Source organism: Anaeromassilibacillus sp. An172, from assembly GCF_002160515.1.
Lineage (GTDB): Bacteria > Bacillota > Clostridia > Oscillospirales > Acutalibacteraceae > Limousia > Limousia pullorum.
In genome coordinates, this window is the sequence record NZ_NFKS01000002.1 from 107970 (window position 1) to 128132 (window position 20163).

Genomic DNA, 20163 nt, shown 5'->3' on the forward strand with positions numbered 1-20163 from the left:
ATATTTAGGTTAGGTGCTGCTAACCACAAATCAAAGATACTCTATTCACATCCTTCTTACAATAGCTTGGAAGGATGTTTGCGTTATCAAGATATAAGTTTGCGCTATCGTGGCAAAGGAGCGAAATGCGTTATGAAGAATAAGATTGAAGATTTCTATGTAACACAATTTGCGGAACGGGGTTTTACACCGGCTCCGAATAGTCTGGACTATTGTGAGGTCGGAACCACCTGGCAGCTAAATGACAAAATTGGGACGGGAACATTCTGGATTTATAACAGACAGGACCTTTTCGACATCAAAATCCACGACTTCTATCTCAACGAGGACACTATTCTGGATTTTAACTGGCCAGAGTGTTTAAGCATCATGCAGTTTGACTCTATCTCCGGTGAGGAATTATCCCCTTATCGCCGGTTAGAAGCTGGGAGTGTGAAAAGTTTTATTGGCGGCTATTCCACATACAAAGTTCTCATACATAAAAAAATTCCAATCCGTACTGTTGGAATTGAAATAATGCCTGCTTATTATGAGGATTATTTAAAAGAGCAGTATCCTGATGAATATGCAAATCCTCTCAAAGCATTTGAAGCCGTTGGACAGACAGCGGATTTTCCTGAAATGTCCCGCCTATTAAAACAAGTAGAGGCATACAAAGGCAGCGGCATTTCTGCGGGCTTGTTTTATGAAGGGAAAGTGGCCGAAGCTATCTCACTTATTGTAGAATGGAGCCGCTTACAACAGCAAAGAAAAGAAGTCCGAAAAAAACTATCCGTTCAGGATGTTCAGCAATTAGAAAACCTAACACTGTATCTCAACGATCACTGTATTCAGGATATTCCTTTAGAACAGATCGTGCGTATATCTTGCATGAGTGCCAGAAAACTTCAGACAGCTTTCAAAGAATATCACGGATGCACAATTACAGAATACATACAGCAACGGCGAATGAGTCAGGCAGAAACCCTTTTAGCGAAAACAGATTTATCTATTGGTCAAGTCGCACAAAGCGTTGGATATACAAGCGCGAGTAGATTCGCGGAGTTATTTCGGAAGAGTACGGGCTTATTGCCATTGGAGTATAGACGAATGTCAAAAAGAGAGAAGAAATAGATATTTTCTATTTCTTCTGAATCTACCGTTAAGACGGGCAATCCAAGAGTAAAAGGGCAGAGATTCTCGTCACTGAGCAAAGGTACCGTGCCAGAGGCGGTAAGAGCAGTCTGCCTTTTCAGATCCGGAAACCATGACCGTGTAAAAATACCACCTTCCGCCAAGGGGCAATTGCGCCCTTTTGGTGAAAGGTGGTACCTGGCATGATGACAGGAGAAGCTAAACTTCCCACTGTAAGAGAGATTTACAGCAGAAAAAGAAGAACAGCAGCCTGAGGATCAGACTGCTGACTCTTATTTCTCTGCTTGTATCTCAAAGCAATATCCAACTTCCCGGACAGATCGGATGGTAAAGGGAGCATTGGGTGCTGCCTGGTACAGTTTTTCCCGTAGGTTACAGATGTGAAAACCAATGGTGTTGCTTTCACTACCAGATGGGCAATCTCCCCAAACCTTCTCATAAATCTGATTATAAGTAAGTACATGCCCCTTGTTGGATGCAAGCAATAGAAGGATTTCGTACTCCTTTGTGGTGAGCTGGATTTCCTGACGGTCACGGAAAACTTTCCGTTTGCTTGGATAGATCTCCAGACCAGGGAGGGATAGCATCGGCTCCCTGGCCAATTCATATGTTTCTATCTCTGGATGGCATTTCAGGATGGAAAGAATCTCATCGAATGCTTCAGAGTCTTGTTCTGACAGATCTAAGATGATTACTCGTCCGATGATATCACCCCCTGATGATTTTTAAGGCTGCCTCTTTCAGCCGTGAAAAGCTCTCGTCGCTGATAATGTGTTCAATCCGGCAGGCATCGGCCTCCGCAATTCTGGGGTCAACGCCTGCTGCAATAAGCTGCTCAGTAAAGAAGCAATGGCGCTCGTAGATTTTTTCGGCAACCTCGCGGCCCACATCGGTCAAATGGAGAAAGTGATCTTCATCCATTGTGAGAAAGCCGCCGTCTCGCAAGGTAGCCACTGCATGGCACACGCTGGGCTTTGACACCTCCATGTGCCGGGCAACATCCACGGAGCGCACCATGCCGAGTTTCTTTTGGAGAACAAGGATGGTTTCCAGATAGTCCTCCCCGGACGCATGAAGTTTCATAAATATTTCCCCTAATTGATTTGCCAACCGGCTGTGGTCTGCTGAATATCCCACAAATGCCGATATAGACCATGATTATCCATCAGTTCCTTATGTGTACCTACTTCTTTTACCTCGCCCTGATCCAATACAATAATTTGATCTGCCCCAGCAATCGTTTTCAATTTATGGGCAATCATTACCACAGTACGGTCTTTCACGAGTTCTTCGATAGCCTGTTGAACTTCTACTTCATTCTCCGGGTCAAGAGAAGAAGTTGCCTCATCCAACAACAGCACAGGGGCATCCTTCAAAATTGCGCGGGCGATAGAAATTCGTTGTTTCTCGCCGCCTGACAACGTGGAGCCGCCTTCGCCAACCATTGTGTCATAGCCATCCGGCAGAGCCATAATGAAATCGTGACAATGGGCCAGTTTTGCGGCTGCTTCAATTTCTTCTTGTGTGGCATTTTCCCGGCCATAGCGGATGTTGTTGCCGATGGTGTCCTGGAACAAATATACATCCTGAAAAACCACGGATATTTTAGACATCAGTTTTTCCGGATCAACCATTTTTTCGTCAATACCTCCAAATCGGACAGTACCAGCCTGCGGGTCATAGAATCTGGCAATCAGCCGCAGCATTGTGCTTTTCCCGCTACCGGAAGGCCCGACAATAGCTGTCATTGAGCCAGATGGGAAAGAAGCACTCACATTATGCAAAACCATATCTTTTCCATATCCAAAATCCACATGCTCAAATTGAATATCGTGCTGTGCAGGAGCTTCTCCTTCGCCGGACATAATTGGCTCATCCATTAAATCTACAATACGCTGTCCGGCAGCTTTTTTATAAACAAAAACCGGGAGTTGCGTTATAGCGCCCACCAATGGATCAAAAAGTCGTGTTCCAATAAATAAAAACATAACAAAAATCGTAATATTCAATGTCCCGCCCATTAACAGATAGACGCCTGCCATTGTAATAAAGGAAAGACCGGATTGCAGGAAAGAAACAGCAACCAAATAAAATGGACCGGACACACATTCTAATTTAATGCTTTCTTCCGTAAAGCGTTTGAACGCTTGTTCCAATTTTTTGAAATTAGAACCTCGCAGGTTGTATGCTTTAATCACTTTCATACCAGTAAGATATTCCTGCAACCGGTTTGTCTGTTCGATTCTTGCTTTTGTATGTGCGGCACCACGACGCTTATCAATCGTTTGTACTCCCCAGATAATCAAGAGAGTCACAGGGAATCCTGCGAACATCGCTACTGCCAATCTCCAATCGACGAATGACATACCGACAAATCCAAGAATTGCAGTAATAAAACCACCAATCAACTGAGGCAAAACATGCGTTACGGCTTCTTCAATTTGTGCAAAATCATTCATCATGGTGTTTCCCAATTCACCGGGATCTTTGCACATTAAGAACCCAAGCGGCAGTTTGCGAATATGTTCGGCAAGCTGTACTCGGCCTTTGGCACTGGCGTCATAACCATCATGGTAGGTTGCATGAACCGCTTTCCGTTCAAAGAAATATAGAATAATAGCAAGAACCGCCATACCTCCCCAAACTATCCAAAGAGTACGAATATCCAGACTTTCTAATGTTCCTCCAAAATATAGATAAATACTGCTAACAGCAAGGGTTAGTAAGCCAAACGGGAACAAGTTGACTAAGTCAGCCAGCACCGTCCACACAACAGGCTTTATAACCTTTTTAGGATTTCCTGCTGTAATACAATAAAGAGAGCCTGTTTTTTTCATAGCTTTGCCACCTCCTTTTTCGCTGCAATCTGCCAGTCGGATGAAACAGTATAGGCCTTCCACATAGCAGAATAGGTTTTACTATTCTGCAAAAGAAATTCATGTGTTCCAGCACTTTCAATCTGTCCGTCTTTTATAACTTCTATTTTGTTGGCGTTCTTAATCGTAATAAGACGATGAGCAATAATCAGCACTGTTTTATTTTTGATAAGTTCCTGCAGAGCCAACTGCATTTGACGTTCATTCTCTGGATCAGCATAGGCGGTAGCTTCATCAAGAATCAGGATCGGCGCATTTTTTAAGATAGCCCTTGCCACGGAAACACGTTGTTCCTCACCTCCCGATAAATAGACGCCGCCCTCACCAATCAAAGTATCATATCCTTGTGGTAGCCTTTCTATAAACTCGTGACATTGTGCTGCTTTTGCCGCAGCATATACTTCTTCCTTTGTGGCACCGGACTTTCCAACCGCTATATTGTTATAAAGCGTGTCGGAAAACAGAAAAGAATCTTGGAAAACAAAGGACATACAAGACATCAAATCCTCCGTCTTTATCTCCCGAATATCCACGCCTCCAATTTTAATTTTTCCGGCTCCCACATCCCAAAAACGGGGAATCAGTTGGGCAATCGTTGATTTTCCAGATCCTGACGGGCCTACAAGAGCAGTAATTTGTCCCTGTTCAGCGCAAAAACTAATATCTTTTAACACGAGCGGCCCATTTTCTCCGCCATAGGAAAATGAAACATTTTCAAAGGTTATATCATAGTCTTGCGGTTTTTTCCCTTCTGCCGGCTCTTGAATAGGAATCTCTGTCATAATCTCATCAATTCGTTTAACTCCTTCTGTAATGTTATTCATACTGGAGCCAAGGTTGTTAAACTTAAATACCGGCGTGGAAATACCGGGCGCAAAAATCAAGAAGAATAAGAGTGTAATCGCAAAAGCCATATTCTGCGGATCGCCTGAGAAAAGGAATATCCCAATCGCCAAAATAAATGTAGCAAGCGACAAAACCAAAACTCGGAACAGGCAGTATATAGGCTCATAATTATCGGCATATTTCGTACTGAAATCCCGGTAACTCATGATGTCCTGATAAAACTTCCGAAAAGAATGAACCGTCTGGCCAAAAATTTTAATAGAAGGCATACCACGGACATACTGGACAGAAGATGTGCTGATATTTTCCAAAGCGTCATAATACTCAATCAACCCCTCCTGCGCTTTCTTTCCAAACATCATGGAAAATTGTGCTACGAACCCTATAATGATTGGCACAATGCACGCCAGTGCCAGCCACGGACTAAGGCTGAACATAATAATTACCATAACACCCAGCAAAACGATGGTATTCACCATATCAGGGAATTGATGTGCAATAAATTTTTCAATCTGCTCTACATCCTGTTCTGCAATCTGTTTCACTTTGCCAATAGCATTTCTGTTAAACCATCCCAAAGGAAGTTCGCTGATATGTTCCGATAGCCGCATACGGATTCCGTAGAGAGTACGATAAGCTGCTGTATGTCCCAACATACCCCCAAAATACATAAAAGTATAGGCAAGCAATAGTCCGATAATCCCCCTCACAGCCCAAGATACCATAAACTCGGCATTTGCTTGAGATAGATCTGCTGCGTTTCGTAGCAACTCGGCCATAATATTATATACTGCCAGATAAGGTATTAATTGGCAAAACACATTTGCTGTTGAAAGGATACATCCCCATACCAACAATGTTTTCTTTTCGCCTGCTAACTCTAACAGACGTGGAATCCCACTTTTTTTATTTTTGTTTTTTCCCATTTGTCTTTCCCCCTTGAGTAGCCAGTCGTTTTATAACAATCTTTTTACCCCATAAATAACCGAGTATTGCACAAATCAATGTTATGACAGTAAGTGCAATAGCAAGCGGTGTACTAAGGAGTTCAATAGCCTTCATTCCAACATCGCTTGTGAAGCTACCTTCATAAAGTGCTTTGAAAGCTTCTTTCATGTAACAGAGAGGAATATATTCTCCTAATGCCAAGCCAACCATAGGCAGAGAAACTCCAACTGCTTTCGCTTTATCGCTTTTTTTGCCCGCTGTATCATAAACAATTTCTCCAAGCAGACCGCCGATAGCAGTGCAAATAAATAACATTCCATAAGGAACCATTGTGAATAAGCAAAGGCCGAAGATAAAAGAAGGAATAAAGATTCCACCTCGTGTATTCATTTTAGAAAGCAATACTACATAGATTACAGATCCGGCAACAGCAAGTATGCATGGGAGTATCACTAAGATTGGCGGAAAGAAACCAATCGTACACGCAATAATCCAGCCCATTGCAATCCACAGGGCGGTAAATATGCCGATGCGGATGAAGTCACGAATTTTTTTGCTTTCTTTTGTTTTGGTAGCCATATTAAGATTCCTCCAATTCAAATAATTTTGATAAGATAGATGATTGATATTGTTCGGGCGCAATTCGTTTTACAAAATGATCGTCCTGAACAATCAAAAGTGAAGTAAAAAGTGTGGCTGCAAATTCATAGTCATGGGTGATAACAAATACCACACAGCCATTCTCGGCTTGCCTTTTAATTGTTTCCCGTACAAGCTGCATATTTTCTGCGTCAAGTCCACTGGTAGGTTCATCGAAATATAGAAAGGGCATATCACCCATACAGGATAATGCAATGGAAAGCCTCTGTTTTTGTCCACCCGAGAGTGTCGATGGGTGGACATTTTGGTAATCTTCCAAATTAAAATTTTTTAGAATCTCTTTTGCTTTTTCCAGTGCGTTCCATTCTTTTTCATGCCCGGAAAGCATTTCTTCTAAAACACTTCCTGCAAAAAATTGGTAATCTACATCTTGCATAACATAAAAGGATTTTTTTCTTCTTTGTTGCCGGGAAGCATACTTCCCGCATAGATTGATTTTTCCACCGTTAGGTTTTTCAAGCCCCATTAGAACCCGGATCAAAGTGGATTTTCCCGTTCCATTTTCTCCAACGATGCCAATAATATCGCCACTTTCTGCGGAAAAGGAAACGTCTTTCCACAGAAACGATTCTCGTGGATATTTGAAATACAGATTTTCTGCCCGGATAGATACTGGTGTATGATCGGATTTCGGAATCACAACTGAAGTATGTGCTATCTGTTTCAAGTCAAGGTGTCGAAGGCCGTTAGAAACAAGCCAATCATTTGAGCAATGAATAATCTCGCTACTATCAAGCTCTTTCTGAATTTTTCCATTTTGAAGGATAATCATGCGATCTGCTAAATTCCGCAAATAATACAACTTGTGTTCAGATACAACAATCGTACACCCTTGTTCTTTTAGCTTCTTTAAAAGCTGTCTCAACTGTTCCGTGCCACCCCAGTCGAGATTTGCGGAAGGCTCATCAAGCACATATATATTTACCCCTGCGGTATAAACAGAAGCTACTGCCACTTTTTGCTTTTCTCCACTGGAAAGTTGAAAAATGCTCTTTTGTAAGAGACTTTCGATATGTAGCTCTTTTACTGTTCCATCCAGTCTCTTTTGAATTTGTTCCATTGGAATGCCGAGATTTTCGCTGGGGAATGGTAATTCTGTCTTTACATGGAGAGTAAAAAATTGAGAGCGGGGATCTTGAAAAACACTCCCTACATAAGCTGAATAGTCTCCAGTTTCATGTTCTGAAATATCCATGCCACATATCTGGCAGTTTCCACTTAATTTTCCTTCAAAAAAATCTGGTATTAAGCCATTCATACACCGGGTAAGCGTTGTTTTTCCACATCCGCTTGGCCCGGTTAATACAATAAATTCACCCTCCTGTATGGTAAGGTTGATGTCATGTACGCCGAAATTATCGCTTTCCTTGTAAGTAAAGCTAAACCCATCAAATGAGATTTTCTCTTTCGATTTTTCCATATCATAGCCACCTCCATCATAAAGTCAAATAATTTAGCACAAACAATAGGACAATAACAATTGCCATACCCAAAAGATATAGATAATCTTCTTTTGTAAAACGAACGTTGGTACAACATGTTCGCTTTCTCTCTATGCTAAGCCCTTTGCACAGAGAAGCGGCAGACAATTCTTCTGAAATCCTTTCACTTCGGAAAAGTAAAGGAACCAAATAATTTTCTAAAGTTTTAATCAAATGGCGTATATTAGATAATGAAAGGTTTAATCCTCGCATTTTTAGGTTTTCATTTATGTAATGTAGTTCTCGAATGATTGTAGGGACATATCGATATACAATCATCAACGGGATGGATAAGGACTTTGGAAAATGAATCCGATCCAGCGAATACAACAATTCATCCATTGGAGCTTTATCTACCAGCAGCTTGAGAAGCAGATAAATGGGATACACCTTAATCATCATCATCAAAAATGGCGGAAAAATCACAGATAGAATTGGGATGTTTGTTGTCGTAAATCCCCAAATTATGCCATACATTACTGCATAGGATAATAGGCGCTTTATGAAAACTTTTACCCCATACCAATAAAAAAGCAAAAAATCAATCACGAGAAAAAGTGAGATTACTGCAAATTCACTGTGAAAAGAAAAGCCTAAAATACTGGCAACTATAATCTGTAAAATTAATATACGTGAATCCGGTTTGACCGCCTTGAAAACCATCTTATTTTTCCTCCTTTCTTCCGCCATTGCATAAGGCGGTCAGTTGTGATACAATAGGTTAGAAATGGCTAACCAGCTTTTTTATTATAAGGCTAACCATCGTTAGACACAATCGGATTTGTTAATATAAGACTTTTAGCCGTATTCTTTCGACGAATAGGCGTATTTTGAGAGGCGATCGTATGAGCGGAGTAAAAAAACTCTATGAACAAATGTTGCCAGATGGCGGGTTTATTTTAGATAAGAAACAGTCCAATATTGAGGAAGGACAATACTGCTATACGTTGTTGCCGGATAAGGGAGAAGGCTACTTTTGGAACTATTTTTATGAAAATATGTTTGTAATCGAAAAGCAAGATTTCGTTTTTTATGAAGATTTCTTTTTAGAATCACCGGAGCCCGATTTTATTGCCGTCCAATACTTCTTTTCTGTTTCCGGCGAGGAATTTCATCCATATCGGCAATTATCCCCAAACAGTTTGAGAGTATATGTTGGGGGAAACGATAAAATCTTTCAGGCAGTTTACCACAAGAATATTCCAATTCGTTCCGTAAGTATCAGTATCATGCCGGATTTTTATAATAGCTACTTAAGAGAGAAATTAGGCGGAGAATATGTGGATCCTCGTAATGCTTGTAAAGGAATGATGCTTGGCGTAGACTTCCCTCAACTTGTAACCCTATTAAAACAGATTCGGTCTTATTCCGGCAATGGAATATCTGCAAAACTTTTTTATGAAGGTAAGGTTTTAGAAACGCTTGCTTTAATATTAGAGCAAGCGAAGCAAAACCAAAAACAAAGCAAGAAAATCCTCATCACGAAAAAAGATGAGGAAAACTTAAAAGCTGTCTCAGATTATATTGACCATCATTTTGGATTTTCCATTTCTGTAGAACAGTTATGCAAAATTGCTTATATGGGAAATACAACACTGAAAACAAAATTCAAAGAATACTTTGGATGTAATATTACTGACTATATCATTCAGAGACGTGTCGATCAGGCACAGCACTTGTTGATGGGAACTGAATTAAGTATTGCTGAAATCGCACAAGCAGTTGGATATGACCGGCCCGAAAGTTTTGCGAAACAGTTTCAGCGTATAACAGGTCTGTTACCAAGAGAATATAGGAAAATGATAAAACAATGAACCTATTCTCGTAGCAGATTTACCATAGCATCAAGTAAAAAGACTCGCAGGTTAGAGCATAACTCTTTCCTGCGAGTCTCATTTTGCTTTTTCTCCCGGTGGTACAAACTCCAACAAATCACCGATCTCACAATCCAATACCGTACATAGTCGAGCGAGAACATCTATATCCAATCGAGTGATCTGATTCCTGCAGTAGTTGTTAATCTGCGTCCGCTGCATCTCTGCCCGATGGCTTAACATATTTTTACTGAGGCCGGATTCCTTTAATAGTTCATCCAGCTTGATTCGAATGGTTCCATACTCCACTTGCCAACCCTCCTGCCCAATATTTTTGTTGACAAGTATAGTGTACCCTTGGTAGAATAGAAAAATAAGATGTAGAAAGTCTTGTCAGACTTATTGCACAGATAAAATCAACAAATCAAATATAGAAACAGGTGGATATAGTAAGCGAAATTACATAGTTTTCTTCATTTTGCAATTTCTTGTCAAAATTTGCGGCGGGCCTCGGCAAAAGCTAAGAGAAAGCTACTTAATTCCTAAAAATCCCCTTTTATAATACCCTCATCAAAAATGGATGAGGGGGAAACTATACCTTTCCTGTCAGTTATCCCCGTAAGGGGAGAACATGGCAAAGAGGTACATAGGAACCGGCGAACATCCGCCAGGAAATAAAAAATGTCTTTTACATACCGCAGTCCTCCAGGGGATTGCGGTATTTTTCTATTCGACATCTTTTGCCACATTTCTGCCTTTATTCCCATCTTGTAGTTATTTTTGTTGGCGTTATGCGCTCGTCTTTTGGCGGGCGCATTTTCTATTTGTCGGAAAATGGCGATGGCTGCCTCTTGACAGGCGGCGCCGCCCTTCCTGTAGGGGGCCTCCGTCCGTCTGGATTTTCCCGAAAATTCAGACGAAACGGAGGATCTACAGGTGAAATATGCACCCAAAAAGGTATTTATTATAAAAGCCGGAGGGTATCAGGAGCTTACATATGAAGCGTACTGTGCGCTCTGCGAAAGTGATTCATCCTATAAGGATAAGCGTTTTCTTCCTCTGCACGGGATGCTGATGGAAGTGACGGAGGATGATTTTAAGGAGTTCTACCGGAATCAGCGGCGGCAGAAGTATCTGGAGGAACGGTCAATCAACAATCAGGACATTTCCATTGATATGCTGCCAACGCAGGAGTTCCGTGACCGTGATGTTTTATTCGACTCGGATCAGGATGTGGCTGAGAAAGTTCTAAATAACATCTTTCTGGACAAGCTCAGAGAAGTCCTTCCTCTGCTGGATGCGGAAGACCAGAAGCTGCTCTGGCTTCGACATGGCCAGGAGCTTTCCGAGCAGAAACTCGGTGAGATTTATGGCGTTTCCCAGCAGGCGATCAGCAAGCGGCTCCGGAAACTCTATGACAAAATCAAAAAAATGATGGAAATTTAAAAATTTCCGGTTGTAGGCCCCCTCACTTTTCGGCATGTAAAGTGAGGGGGATTTTCTATCCACCCTCTGGCACCTTGAAAACCGCATATGCAGCATACCGATACTTCCCCTCTGTTGTCGGCAGGAGCTGGCAAGCCACATGATCGGAATCAGGGAAACTTCTTTACACCGCAGAAGAAAGAAGGAAGATTTCCCGGTTCATGGATCAGACGATGCGGGGCATCCGCACCGAAGGCGATGACCGGCAGAGGGTTATAATGGTACTTCCGTCCAGTCACAGGCCGAGCGTTGAAGCGGCTTTTTCTTGTTCTGCCGTGAGCCGTCGCAGCCAATGAGGGCGGCCCCGTGAGATCCACGGGGAGGTGAGATTCCTATGAGGCCAAAGCCATGGCCGTTTGGTGTGTTCCCGTGCCAGGGGAAATCGGGGATAAATACTGGCAAGCACAAAACGATTGATATCACAAGGCGGCAGCCTGCCCAAAACCAGGCTGCCGGTCTTTTACATAGTAAAACAGATTGGAGGGAGGATCATGACAATGGATGAGATCAATCAAGTAGAACGTGCTATGGACGGATTCTATGTGGGATATGCAACTGTCAGCTCTCTGAAAGGAATCCGTACACAGCAATATGTTTTTAATATGACTCCGGAGAACATCACCGGATTCCTCTATACATGGAAAGACCGTGCCGGACAGGTTCTGCTGACGGATATGCTGGATCGCCCACTTCTGAAAATGGAGAGCGGATGTATTACACAGTGCAAAACAAAGGAATTGAAAGATCAGGTGGTTTCTCTGCTGGATGCTATCCGCACAGGTCACATGCCGCCCGCAAAGTTTCCTATGGTGACCAGGGAATTGTTCCAGGCTTATATCGATATGGAAGAAGAAATGGTCGCCCGTGCGGAAGTGGACGCACTTGCAAGAGAGGAACAGAAGGCAGCCTTAGAAATGGGCCTCTGAAAATGTTTGGAGGTGGCATGGAATTGAAAGAAATTAAACGAGGGGATCTGTATTATGCGGATCTCCGGCCAATCATAGGAAGTGAACAGGGCGGCGTCCGGCCTGTTCTGATCATACAGAATGATGTGGGAAATCATTTCAGCCCTACCGTGATCGCGGCGTCCATTACCAGCAGACAAAGAAAACACCGGCTGCCTACCCATGTTTTTCTGCCAATCAGTACAGAGGGCCTGCGGCGTAACTCCATTGTTCTGCTGGAACAGGTACGCACCATTGACCGCAGCAGGCTTGGCGATTACATAGGCCGGTTGGATGAAAACGCAATGGAGGCGGTAAATGAAGCCCTTGCAATCAGCATCGGGATTGAACAGAACAGTGCTTCTGGATTAAGATAATACAGAATATCAGCACAGTTTCTTTGTTTTCAAAGAGAAAGCGGGAGGAAAAAATATGAATATAAAGGAAGAACTGAAACCAACAGATCAGAATCTGCCGATCACTTCTGAATTGTTATCGCAGATAGATCATGCGGTTGCTGTCAGTTTTGGTTTGGACGGGATGCTGAAACCAACAGAAAAAGAGGAAGATCCAGATGGCGCTGCCAGCGGGTAAACAGCCTGTTGGTAGTGCTTCGGTTTTCGGAGAAAAAATCCCGTTTTTGGTTGGATTTTGTGGTAGCTATTTGTGAAACAACACGGTATACTGTGTATTGCGTAGAGGAAAGGAGGCGAACGGTTTGAGACGGTACAAGGTAGAAACCCTTACAGAAGGGCGTACAAAATATTATTACATCCAGGACTGCCAGACGTATGACATTGTTCCGCTGCCATCCAAATATCTGAAATATAAAATTAAGGCCAATCGTTCGCCTAATACGGTGAAACGGTCGGCCTTTTCTATATGCTACTATCTGGAGTACCTGAATGAAATCCATATGGAAATCCCACAGGTTTATGAGCTGGATCTGGAAAGGCAGAATGAACACTTTGTAGATTTCCTGTACTGGCTGAAAGCCGGGAACCATACAGAAAAAAACAATTTAAAAGTAATACACAACGGAACCTGCAACGCATATCTGGAAGATGTGTTCAGGTTCTTTCTTTATATCGAGGGAATGTATGAACAGCTTGGGAGCCTGAAGGTACTGTCCTATAATTACCATTTCGCAGTCAATGCGGTAGGCGTAAAAAAGAGGCTCCGTTTTCAGGCGTTCAAAGGTTACCTGCAGGAAGAAGAACGGAACGTGCGGCCTGCGGAACACGATGAAATTATCACAGTCCTTCAGGCGTGTACCAACTGCCGGGATCAACTCCTCATCCTGCTGCTTGCGGAAACCGGATTCCGAATCGGGGAAATTCTTGGTGTAGACTATGTCCACGACATTGATTACCGGAATCGCATGATTGGCGTCTATTTCCGTGAAGATAACGAAAATGATGCCAGAGCTAAAAACGCAGAATATCGAAAAGCCAGGATCAGCGATGACTCCTTCGATTTCCTGATGTACTATCTGGCTGAGTACAGAAAACTATTGCAGCATCAGAATTATCTGTTCATCAATATCGCGGGAAAGACCGCCGGACAGCCTTTAAAAGTGGACAGCGTCTATGACATGCTGAAACGGATGGAGAAAAAGACAGGGATTGATCTGACTCCGCATATGCTTCGGCGGTACTTTGCCAATATACGCCGGAAAGACGGATGGCGGCTGGAACTGATCCAGCAGGCTTTGGGGCATAAGCATCTGAATACTACCATACGTTATCTGAACATCATGGATGATGAACTGATCGAAGCCAGCCAGGAGTTCTACGCCAAGCATTCCGCTCTGTATGGTGTGAAAGAACTTTTATAGGGGAGGTGATAGAAAATGCCTGCCTACGCAATACGGGAATGGCGACAGGAAGAAAAGCCAAAAGCGTTGCCGGAGCAGATCATTGAAACCATTGATTCCTGCGAAGATGTAGCCAAAACCGCCAAAAGCCGGCTGAAGAAGTTCCTGGCAGAAATGGGGATTCAGGATATTCTGGAGATGGACTATCCACTGCGGAAAGCATACCAGAACTATCTGTTCTCCGCCTGCCAGATCCAATCGGCTGACCGTTATCTCCTTGCGTATGACAGGACAAAACAGGCGGATATCCGCAGACGGATGAAAACCCTGGCGGGAAAGAATCAATGCCGGTGGCGGCTGGAAGAAACAATCCTGTTCCTTCCCTATCATCCGGATCAGGAACTGGCGATGGAACTGGATTCCGTCAGGAACCGGTCTAATATGGTCTGGGATTTCACAAAACCCTGTGCATGGCATGTAAAAGAACAGGTTTTTACGACATTGAATGAAATCCTTTCCATTACGAAAAATTCAATCCAACGGAGACAACGATTGACTGGACTACAGTATCTGTACGATTTCTGTACCGAGCAGGCGATTCAGGATATTGAGGATATGGACTTGGCACAGGAGCAGATGTTCGATGCCTACCTGACCGAACACGCTCCCAGCGAAACTTATAAACACCAGATGCTTGTGATCCTGAATTTATGCCGGAAAATAGTCTTCCTGCATAATGCACAGATTAACTGGCAGGCGAATATCTGGTACCTGGATGGATTGAGAATTGCGGAGCATCGGCTGAATCGGAGCAGTTCAGTGGCCAGTGTGTCCTTCACAGAGATCAGTCACAAGGAAAACCGCAGGTACGCCAAGGAATATATGAAATACCAGATCGGCGTTACCGGTCAGGCCATCAGCACGATAACGACAAGATACTGCCTGTTGGAGCGTTTCCTGGTACGTTTATCGGAACAAGGTCAGGATGCCGCAAGCTGTACGACAAAACAGATTGAAGATTACCTCGGTGAATTGCAGGAAAGCGGGATTTCCGCAAAATCCTTTAATGCATATATATCCGGGCTGAATCATTTCTTCCGGTTCCTCATCGCCCGAAATTATCGGGAAACGATGCCGTTCCAGCCAGAGCTTTATCAAAAAAAGATAATCGTCAAACATCATGACCGGAGCGTTTCACCGGAGGTCTGCGAAGAAGTGTTGGGTAAGCTGCATCTGCTCCCGGATCATCTTCGCTGCATGTATCTCCATCTCTGGTGTCTGGGCTTGCGGATCAGCGAGGTATGTACCCTGAAGGGAAATGCCTATTATCGCCAGAACCATGATACCTGGATTCAGGTGTATCAGGTAAAGATGAAGAATTATAAGCGGATTCCCATAGCAGAGGGCCTGTATAGGATCATGGAAGTTTATATCAAAACCCACCAGATCGGGCCGGATGACTACCTGTTTACGAACAAAAACGGCGGCCCTTACCGGAGCATGACTTTCCGTCATCAGATGAAAAAGTTCTGCGAAGACCATGAGATTGACGGCGGGGATTACCTGTTCCAGTCCCATGATTACCGCCACACAGTGGCGACGATGCTTTATGACAATGGCGTATCCATACAGGGAGTACGGGATTACCTGGGACATGATTATCTGGAAATGACAGAACAGTATATAGACTACATGCCCAAAAAGATTGCAAAAGAGAATATGGGATTTTTCCAAAAGCCGGAACATAATCTGGCGGCTGGTTTGAGAAAGAAAGGAGGCAGAGATGGAAAATAGATTGTACTATTGGGAGCTGGCATGCTATGAAACTTCCGGAAATCTGCCGCAAAGAGCCATCGGAAAAAGTAATTTTATTGACCTTTCCCTTCTTCCCAAAGAAACCATGCGGGAAGAATACAGACGCTACTTCCTGTACAGGGGCGGCCAGGTGTCGCTGAACACCATCTGCCATGAAAAAGCATATTACAAACAGGTGTGCCAAGCCCTTCAATTGCGAAAAAACATACCTGACAGCTTCCTCGGCTGGCAGCCATCCAAATGGATCGAACTGTTAAAGATATGGATGCTGCAGAATGGTATCCCATTTTATAAAGAGAAGGAAACTTTGTATGGAACTATATGCCGGACGGATGCACCTGTGCTTCAGCACCTGAAACGCTTCCTGCGTTTCATTCAGCCGGAGGATATGCGACCGGAGCGGGAAAAGGATATATGGGCTCTGAAAAAACTGGATATCCCTATTAAAGAAAATCCGATTTATAAAACGGAAACTCTGGACTTTACCGGAATCTTGCAGGAAGGTCTAAGGGAGGAAGTGAAACAGGCAATTTTCCTGCATATAAAATATGAAAAAATCGGAACCGTGAAACGGGAGCTGACTTCCATCCGGAAGTTTTCCGGATACCTTATGGAGAAAGGCGTAAAGATCAATTCCTGCGCCGATGTTGACCGGGATCTGCTGGAAGAATATCTTGTCTATATCAACACCAATGGTTCATCCGGCAGAGGAAACAGCGATGACATTCTGAAACTGAGGGCAGTATTGGAAAGTATCGGCAAACTATATGGATACAGACATCTGGAATCCTTATTCATCAACACAGATATCCCGCCGGAAGTGCAGCCGGTATTCCGAGCTTATTCCGATGAGGAACTGAAGCGGCTGAACGCTCATATTACAAAACTGGATATCCAGTTGGCACGATGTATGGTAATCCACCAAATGCTTGGTACAAGAATCTCTGATACGCTGACACTGCATACAGACTGCCTGTCAAAGAGAAATGGGCTGGATATTATCCGGATTGATCAGGTAAAAACACGAACATTCGAAAAGCCTATCAGTGCAGAATTGGCAGCTCTGATCCAGAAAGCTATCGATTGTACTTACAATCAGTATGGTAAAACCGAGTATATCTTCGTGGATGCCAAAGATCCCAGCCGCCCGCTTCAATATACAACCATAAAGCATAAGGTGCTGCGGTTGATAAAAAGTGAGGATCTGCGGGATGATGATGGGAAACTGTTTCAATTCAGTTCCCATATGTTCCGACGGTCTTACGGAGTTAAGTTGACAGAAATGCATCTGGATGACTGGACGATAGCAAAACTTCTGGGGCATAAAAACATAAGCGCAGTAAAGCATTACAGAAAAATGAGCAATCAACTTCTGGCTGAAGAAACCCGAAAAGCACGGGAACAACAGACCAGAATCCTGCTCGCAAATTTAGATGGATGGGGTGAAGAATATGAACAAATACGACAGGATGATTGAAATGAACCGGGAACGAAGTGATGAAAAGATATCCGCAGCGAAACGGGCGATCCGTAAACTGTTGGATCAGGGAGAGAGGGTATCGGTTCCGCAGCTCGTAAAAATGACAGGCGCTTCGAGAGGATTCTTCTATAAGAATCCCATCGTGAGGGCTGAGATTGACCGGGCTATGGAACAGCAGGCCGGAACCATCAATCCCCGCAGAGGCATTTTAGACAAAGCAATGGAAGGACGGATCGATCTCCTTCAAGAAGAAATTTTCCGACTCCGGCAGGAAAATCAGGCACTCCATGCTGAAAATCAGAGATTGCAGAAGATTATCAGCAAGAGAAGCCGGAGTGAATTTCGAAACCTGTAAAAAATAAAATATAGGAAAATACATAGAGACAGCGGATCAACCAACCGCTGTCTCTTATCATTCACAAAACGTATGGAAAAGCATTAAACATAGGTATTTGTATAAACGGGTAAACCAGAGTACAATAAATGGGAAAGGTCGGAGCAATATGCTACTAAAAAAGAACAGAAAACACACTTGTGTAAGCCGTTAAGCCCAGTGTTTTCAAGGGCTGGAGAGGACGGGCTACATTTTAGTATCCAAACTATTGGAGCACTATGCCCATGGCTGTATTTACTTTCCTTGAACATTTTGATTTCAGCGGAAAAACAATAAAGCCTTTCTGCACCCATGAGGGAAGCGGTTTAAGCGGAAGTGTAAAGGACATTAAAAAGCTTTGCCCGAAAGCAAAGGTGGAAGCAGGCCTTGCAATTAACGGGGGAAGAGTGAGCAGAGCAAGAAAAGACATAGAGAACTGGATTTAAGGAGGTTTTAACATGAGTGTTAATGAATTGAGTGTTTTTAAAATGGGAGATAAAAACGACGGCTATGCACAATATTTTATAGGACAGAGCTATCTGAATATGTTGTCTACAGAGCAGGTTCCTGTGGGGAATGTTACCTTTGAGCCTAAGTGCCGCAATAACTGGCATATACATCATGCGGATAAAAACGGCGGACAGATGCTTATTGTAACAGCAGGAGAGGGCTGGTATCAGGAGTGGGGAAAACCCGCATTGAAACTCAAGCCCGGCGACGTTGTAAATATTCCGGCAGGAGTTAAGCACTGGCACGGAGCGTCGGCAAATTCTTGGTTTCAGCATTTAGCGCTGGAAGTTCCGGGCGAAAACTGCAAAACAGAATGGTGCGAACCGGTTTCCGATGAGGAATATGATAAACTCTAATGAGAAAAAAGGAGGATAAACAAAAATGACACTTAATCTGGTAAATGAATGGGATAAAACATTTCCAAAAAGCGATAAAGTAAATCATAGAAAGGTGACCTTTAAAAACCGTTACGGAATTACATTGGCGGCTGACCTTTACGAGCCTAAGGATGCCGAGGGAAAGCTCAGTGCTATTGCAGTCTGCGGCCCGTTCGGAGCGATTAAGGAGCAGGCGTCAGGACTCTATGCCCAGACAATGGCAGAAAGAGGATTTTTAACAATAGCTTTTGACCCGTCCTTTACAGGTGAAAGCGGCGGCGAGCCAAGATACATGGCTTCACCTGATATAAATACAGAGGACTTTCAGGCGGCTGTGGATTTTCTCTCAGTACAGAAAAATGTTGACCCTGAGAAGATTGGAATTATAGGTATATGCGGATGGGGCGGTCTTGCATTGAACACAGCGGCTCTTGATACAAGGGTTAAAGCGACGGTTACATCCACAATGTACGATATGAGCCGTGTAAACTCTAAAGGTTACTTTGACAGTGAAGACAGCGAGCAATCTCGTTTTGAAAAAAGAAAAGCTTTAAATGCTCAGAGAACAGCAGATTTTAAATCAGGAAATTATGCGCTGGGCGGAGGGGTTGTAGACCCGTTGCCTGAGGATGCTCCTTTCTTTGTTAAGGATTATTATGACTATTATAAAACAAACCGTGGCTATCATAAGCGTTCCTTGAACTCCAACAATGGCTGGAATGTGATAGGCTGTATGTCATTTATGAATATGCCTATTTTGAGCTACAGCAATGAAATACGCAGTGCTGTGCTTATGATTCACGGAGAAAAAGCTCATTCCTGCTATTTCAGCAAGGACGCCTACGAAAATATGATGAAAAATAATCCTAATCCCGACAACAAAGAATTGATGATTATTCCCGACACAGTGCATACTGATTTGTACGACGGCGGCGGTAAAAATGCAATTCCTTTTGACAAGATAGAAAAGTTCTTCAAAGAAAATTTAATCTGATATAAAAAAGCCTTTCTACAGTGTTTATAAGCTGTAGAAAGGCTTTTATCTTTTTATGAAATTATCCTGCTTTGGGAATATCTATAAATTTAATTTTGTTTCCGTGGTCCTCGATAATTTTCACCATATCCATAGGGGAAAGCCAAACGCTTGCCTCGTTTGTGTTTGGATGAACGCCCACCTTTTCGTTGTTCATTATGTCGTTGTCGATTATAACCTCAACGCTTCTGTCCTCATCGTTTAAAATTCCAAGAGGAGTAACAGAACCCTTTATTAAATCGAGCTTAATGGCAAGGTCAACTTCTGATGCGAAGCTGAGTTTTCTGGAGCCTATAACGTCCTTGAGCTTTTTCAAATCCGCCGATTTGTCGTGGGTCATAACCACAAGGTAATAATGCTCTTTTTTGTCATCCCTTAAAAATAAATTCTTAGCCACATATTCCATGTATGGTAAATTGCAATTTTCCATTTCCTCAATGGTGAAAACCGCCGGATGGTCTACAGAAAAATAGTTGTAGCCGTTATGGTCAAGCATGTAATAAATCTGTTGTTTGTTCATTGTTTTCTCTTCCTTAAATAATACTTCTGCTACATTATAAGACATTATGGA

21 protein-coding genes and 1 pseudogene are annotated in these 20163 nt (G+C 43.1%); 13 read left to right on the top strand and 9 right to left on the bottom strand.

Annotation, left to right across the window (positions count from 1 at the left end; translation table 11 throughout):
- Positions 1-132: 132 nt before the first annotated feature.
- Complete coding sequence (locus tag B5F08_RS01755; protein WP_087376100.1) at positions 133-1113, top strand: AraC family transcriptional regulator; 981 nt, start codon at positions 133-135, stop codon at positions 1111-1113.
- Between the two features lie 293 nt (positions 1114-1406).
- Here the strand turns inward: B5F08_RS01755 and B5F08_RS01760 are convergent, their stop codons facing one another.
- The 7 genes from B5F08_RS01760 to B5F08_RS01790 all read right to left on the bottom strand — a co-directional run bounded on the left by B5F08_RS01760 (position 1407) and on the right by B5F08_RS01790 (position 8608).
- Complete coding sequence (locus B5F08_RS01760; protein ID WP_242968175.1) at positions 1407-1721, bottom strand: winged helix-turn-helix domain-containing protein; 315 nt, start codon at positions 1719-1721, stop codon at positions 1407-1409.
- Positions 1722-1842: 121 nt separating this feature from the next.
- Positions 1843-2217 (bottom strand): metal-dependent transcriptional regulator, encoded by a 375-nt coding sequence (locus B5F08_RS01765; protein WP_087376102.1) that lies wholly within the window; start codon positions 2215-2217, stop codon positions 1843-1845.
- Positions 2218-2228: 11 nt separating this feature from the next.
- Positions 2229-3971 carry an ABC transporter ATP-binding protein gene (locus B5F08_RS01770; RefSeq protein ID WP_087376103.1) on the bottom strand — a complete coding sequence of 581 codons (1743 nt, stop codon included), beginning with the start codon at positions 3969-3971 and terminating at the stop codon, positions 2229-2231.
- On the bottom strand, positions 3968-5782 hold the full coding sequence (locus tag B5F08_RS01775) for an ABC transporter ATP-binding protein (RefSeq protein ID WP_087376104.1): 1815 nt from the start codon (positions 5780-5782) through the stop codon (positions 3968-3970). The genes B5F08_RS01770 and B5F08_RS01775 overlap by 4 nt, the downstream gene beginning before the upstream one ends.
- Positions 5763-6383, bottom strand: coding sequence for an MptD family putative ECF transporter S component (locus B5F08_RS01780; RefSeq protein ID WP_087376105.1), 621 nt, complete (start codon positions 6381-6383; stop codon positions 5763-5765). The genes B5F08_RS01775 and B5F08_RS01780 overlap by 20 nt, the downstream gene beginning before the upstream one ends.
- A 1-nt stretch (position 6384) precedes the next feature.
- Complete coding sequence (locus B5F08_RS01785) at positions 6385-7884, bottom strand: ABC transporter ATP-binding protein (protein ID WP_087376106.1); 1500 nt, start codon at positions 7882-7884, stop codon at positions 6385-6387.
- A gap of 16 nt (positions 7885-7900) precedes the next feature.
- Entirely contained in the window at positions 7901-8608 is a 708-nt protein-coding gene (locus B5F08_RS01790; RefSeq protein WP_087376107.1) for an energy-coupling factor transporter transmembrane component T family protein, read from the bottom strand.
- Between the two features lie 182 nt (positions 8609-8790).
- Between B5F08_RS01790 and B5F08_RS01795 the strand changes: the two genes are divergently transcribed.
- Positions 8791-9759, top strand: a complete 969-nt coding sequence (locus B5F08_RS01795) for a helix-turn-helix domain-containing protein (protein ID WP_087376108.1) — start codon at positions 8791-8793, stop codon at positions 9757-9759.
- Between the two features lie 78 nt (positions 9760-9837).
- Here the strand turns inward: B5F08_RS01795 and B5F08_RS01800 are convergent, their stop codons facing one another.
- On the bottom strand, positions 9838-10068 hold the full coding sequence (locus tag B5F08_RS01800) for a helix-turn-helix domain-containing protein (RefSeq protein WP_087376109.1): 231 nt from the start codon (positions 10066-10068) through the stop codon (positions 9838-9840).
- 627 nt (positions 10069-10695) lie between these two features.
- On the opposite strand from B5F08_RS01800, the gene B5F08_RS01805 reads away from it, so the two are divergent.
- The 11 genes and pseudogenes from B5F08_RS01805 (at position 10696) to B5F08_RS01850 (ending at position 19553) form a co-directional block, all read left to right on the top strand.
- On the top strand, positions 10696-11205 hold the full coding sequence (locus tag B5F08_RS01805; protein ID WP_158096178.1) for a sigma-70 family RNA polymerase sigma factor: 510 nt from the start codon (positions 10696-10698) through the stop codon (positions 11203-11205).
- Between the two features lie 530 nt (positions 11206-11735).
- On the top strand, positions 11736-12170 hold the full coding sequence (locus tag B5F08_RS01810) for a hypothetical protein (RefSeq protein ID WP_087376111.1): 435 nt from the start codon (positions 11736-11738) through the stop codon (positions 12168-12170).
- 2 nt (positions 12171-12172) lie between these two features.
- A complete protein-coding gene (locus B5F08_RS01815; RefSeq protein ID WP_242968177.1) occupies positions 12173-12565 on the top strand; it encodes a type II toxin-antitoxin system PemK/MazF family toxin in 393 nt (130 codons plus the stop codon).
- A 55-nt stretch (positions 12566-12620) separates the two neighbouring features.
- Positions 12621-12782, top strand: a complete 162-nt coding sequence (locus B5F08_RS13200) for a hypothetical protein (protein WP_158096179.1) — start codon at positions 12621-12623, stop codon at positions 12780-12782.
- Positions 12783-12906: 124 nt separating this feature from the next.
- Positions 12907-14025 (top strand): tyrosine-type recombinase/integrase, encoded by a 1119-nt coding sequence (locus B5F08_RS01820; RefSeq protein WP_087376113.1) that lies wholly within the window; start codon positions 12907-12909, stop codon positions 14023-14025.
- Positions 14026-14040: 15 nt separating this feature from the next.
- Positions 14041-15798 (top strand): tyrosine-type recombinase/integrase, encoded by a 1758-nt coding sequence (locus B5F08_RS01825; protein WP_087376114.1) that lies wholly within the window; start codon positions 14041-14043, stop codon positions 15796-15798.
- Positions 15788-17296, top strand: coding sequence for a tyrosine-type recombinase/integrase (locus tag B5F08_RS01830; RefSeq protein WP_087376115.1), 1509 nt, complete (start codon positions 15788-15790; stop codon positions 17294-17296). The genes B5F08_RS01825 and B5F08_RS01830 overlap by 11 nt, the downstream gene beginning before the upstream one ends.
- The gene (locus tag B5F08_RS01835; protein WP_087376116.1) at positions 17271-17654 is read left to right on the top strand and encodes a DUF6262 family protein; all 384 of its coding nucleotides are present in this window, start codon (positions 17271-17273) and stop codon (positions 17652-17654) included. The genes B5F08_RS01830 and B5F08_RS01835 overlap by 26 nt, the downstream gene beginning before the upstream one ends.
- Positions 17655-17902: 248 nt before the next feature.
- Positions 17903-18118: pseudogene (locus B5F08_RS01840) on the top strand (flavodoxin); the annotation flags it as partial.
- A 12-nt stretch (positions 18119-18130) separates the two neighbouring features.
- Positions 18131-18538, top strand: coding sequence for a cupin domain-containing protein (locus B5F08_RS01845; protein WP_087376118.1), 408 nt, complete (start codon positions 18131-18133; stop codon positions 18536-18538).
- Positions 18539-18563: 25 nt separating this feature from the next.
- Positions 18564-19553: an alpha/beta hydrolase gene (locus tag B5F08_RS01850; protein WP_087376119.1), complete on the top strand. Its 990-nt coding sequence runs from the start codon at positions 18564-18566 to the stop codon at positions 19551-19553.
- Positions 19554-19614: 61 nt separating this feature from the next.
- Here B5F08_RS01850 and B5F08_RS01855 read toward each other — a convergent pair whose 3' ends face one another.
- Positions 19615-20112, bottom strand: a complete 498-nt coding sequence (locus tag B5F08_RS01855; protein ID WP_087376120.1) for a prolyl-tRNA synthetase associated domain-containing protein — start codon at positions 20110-20112, stop codon at positions 19615-19617.
- Positions 20113-20163: the final 51 nt, after the last annotated feature.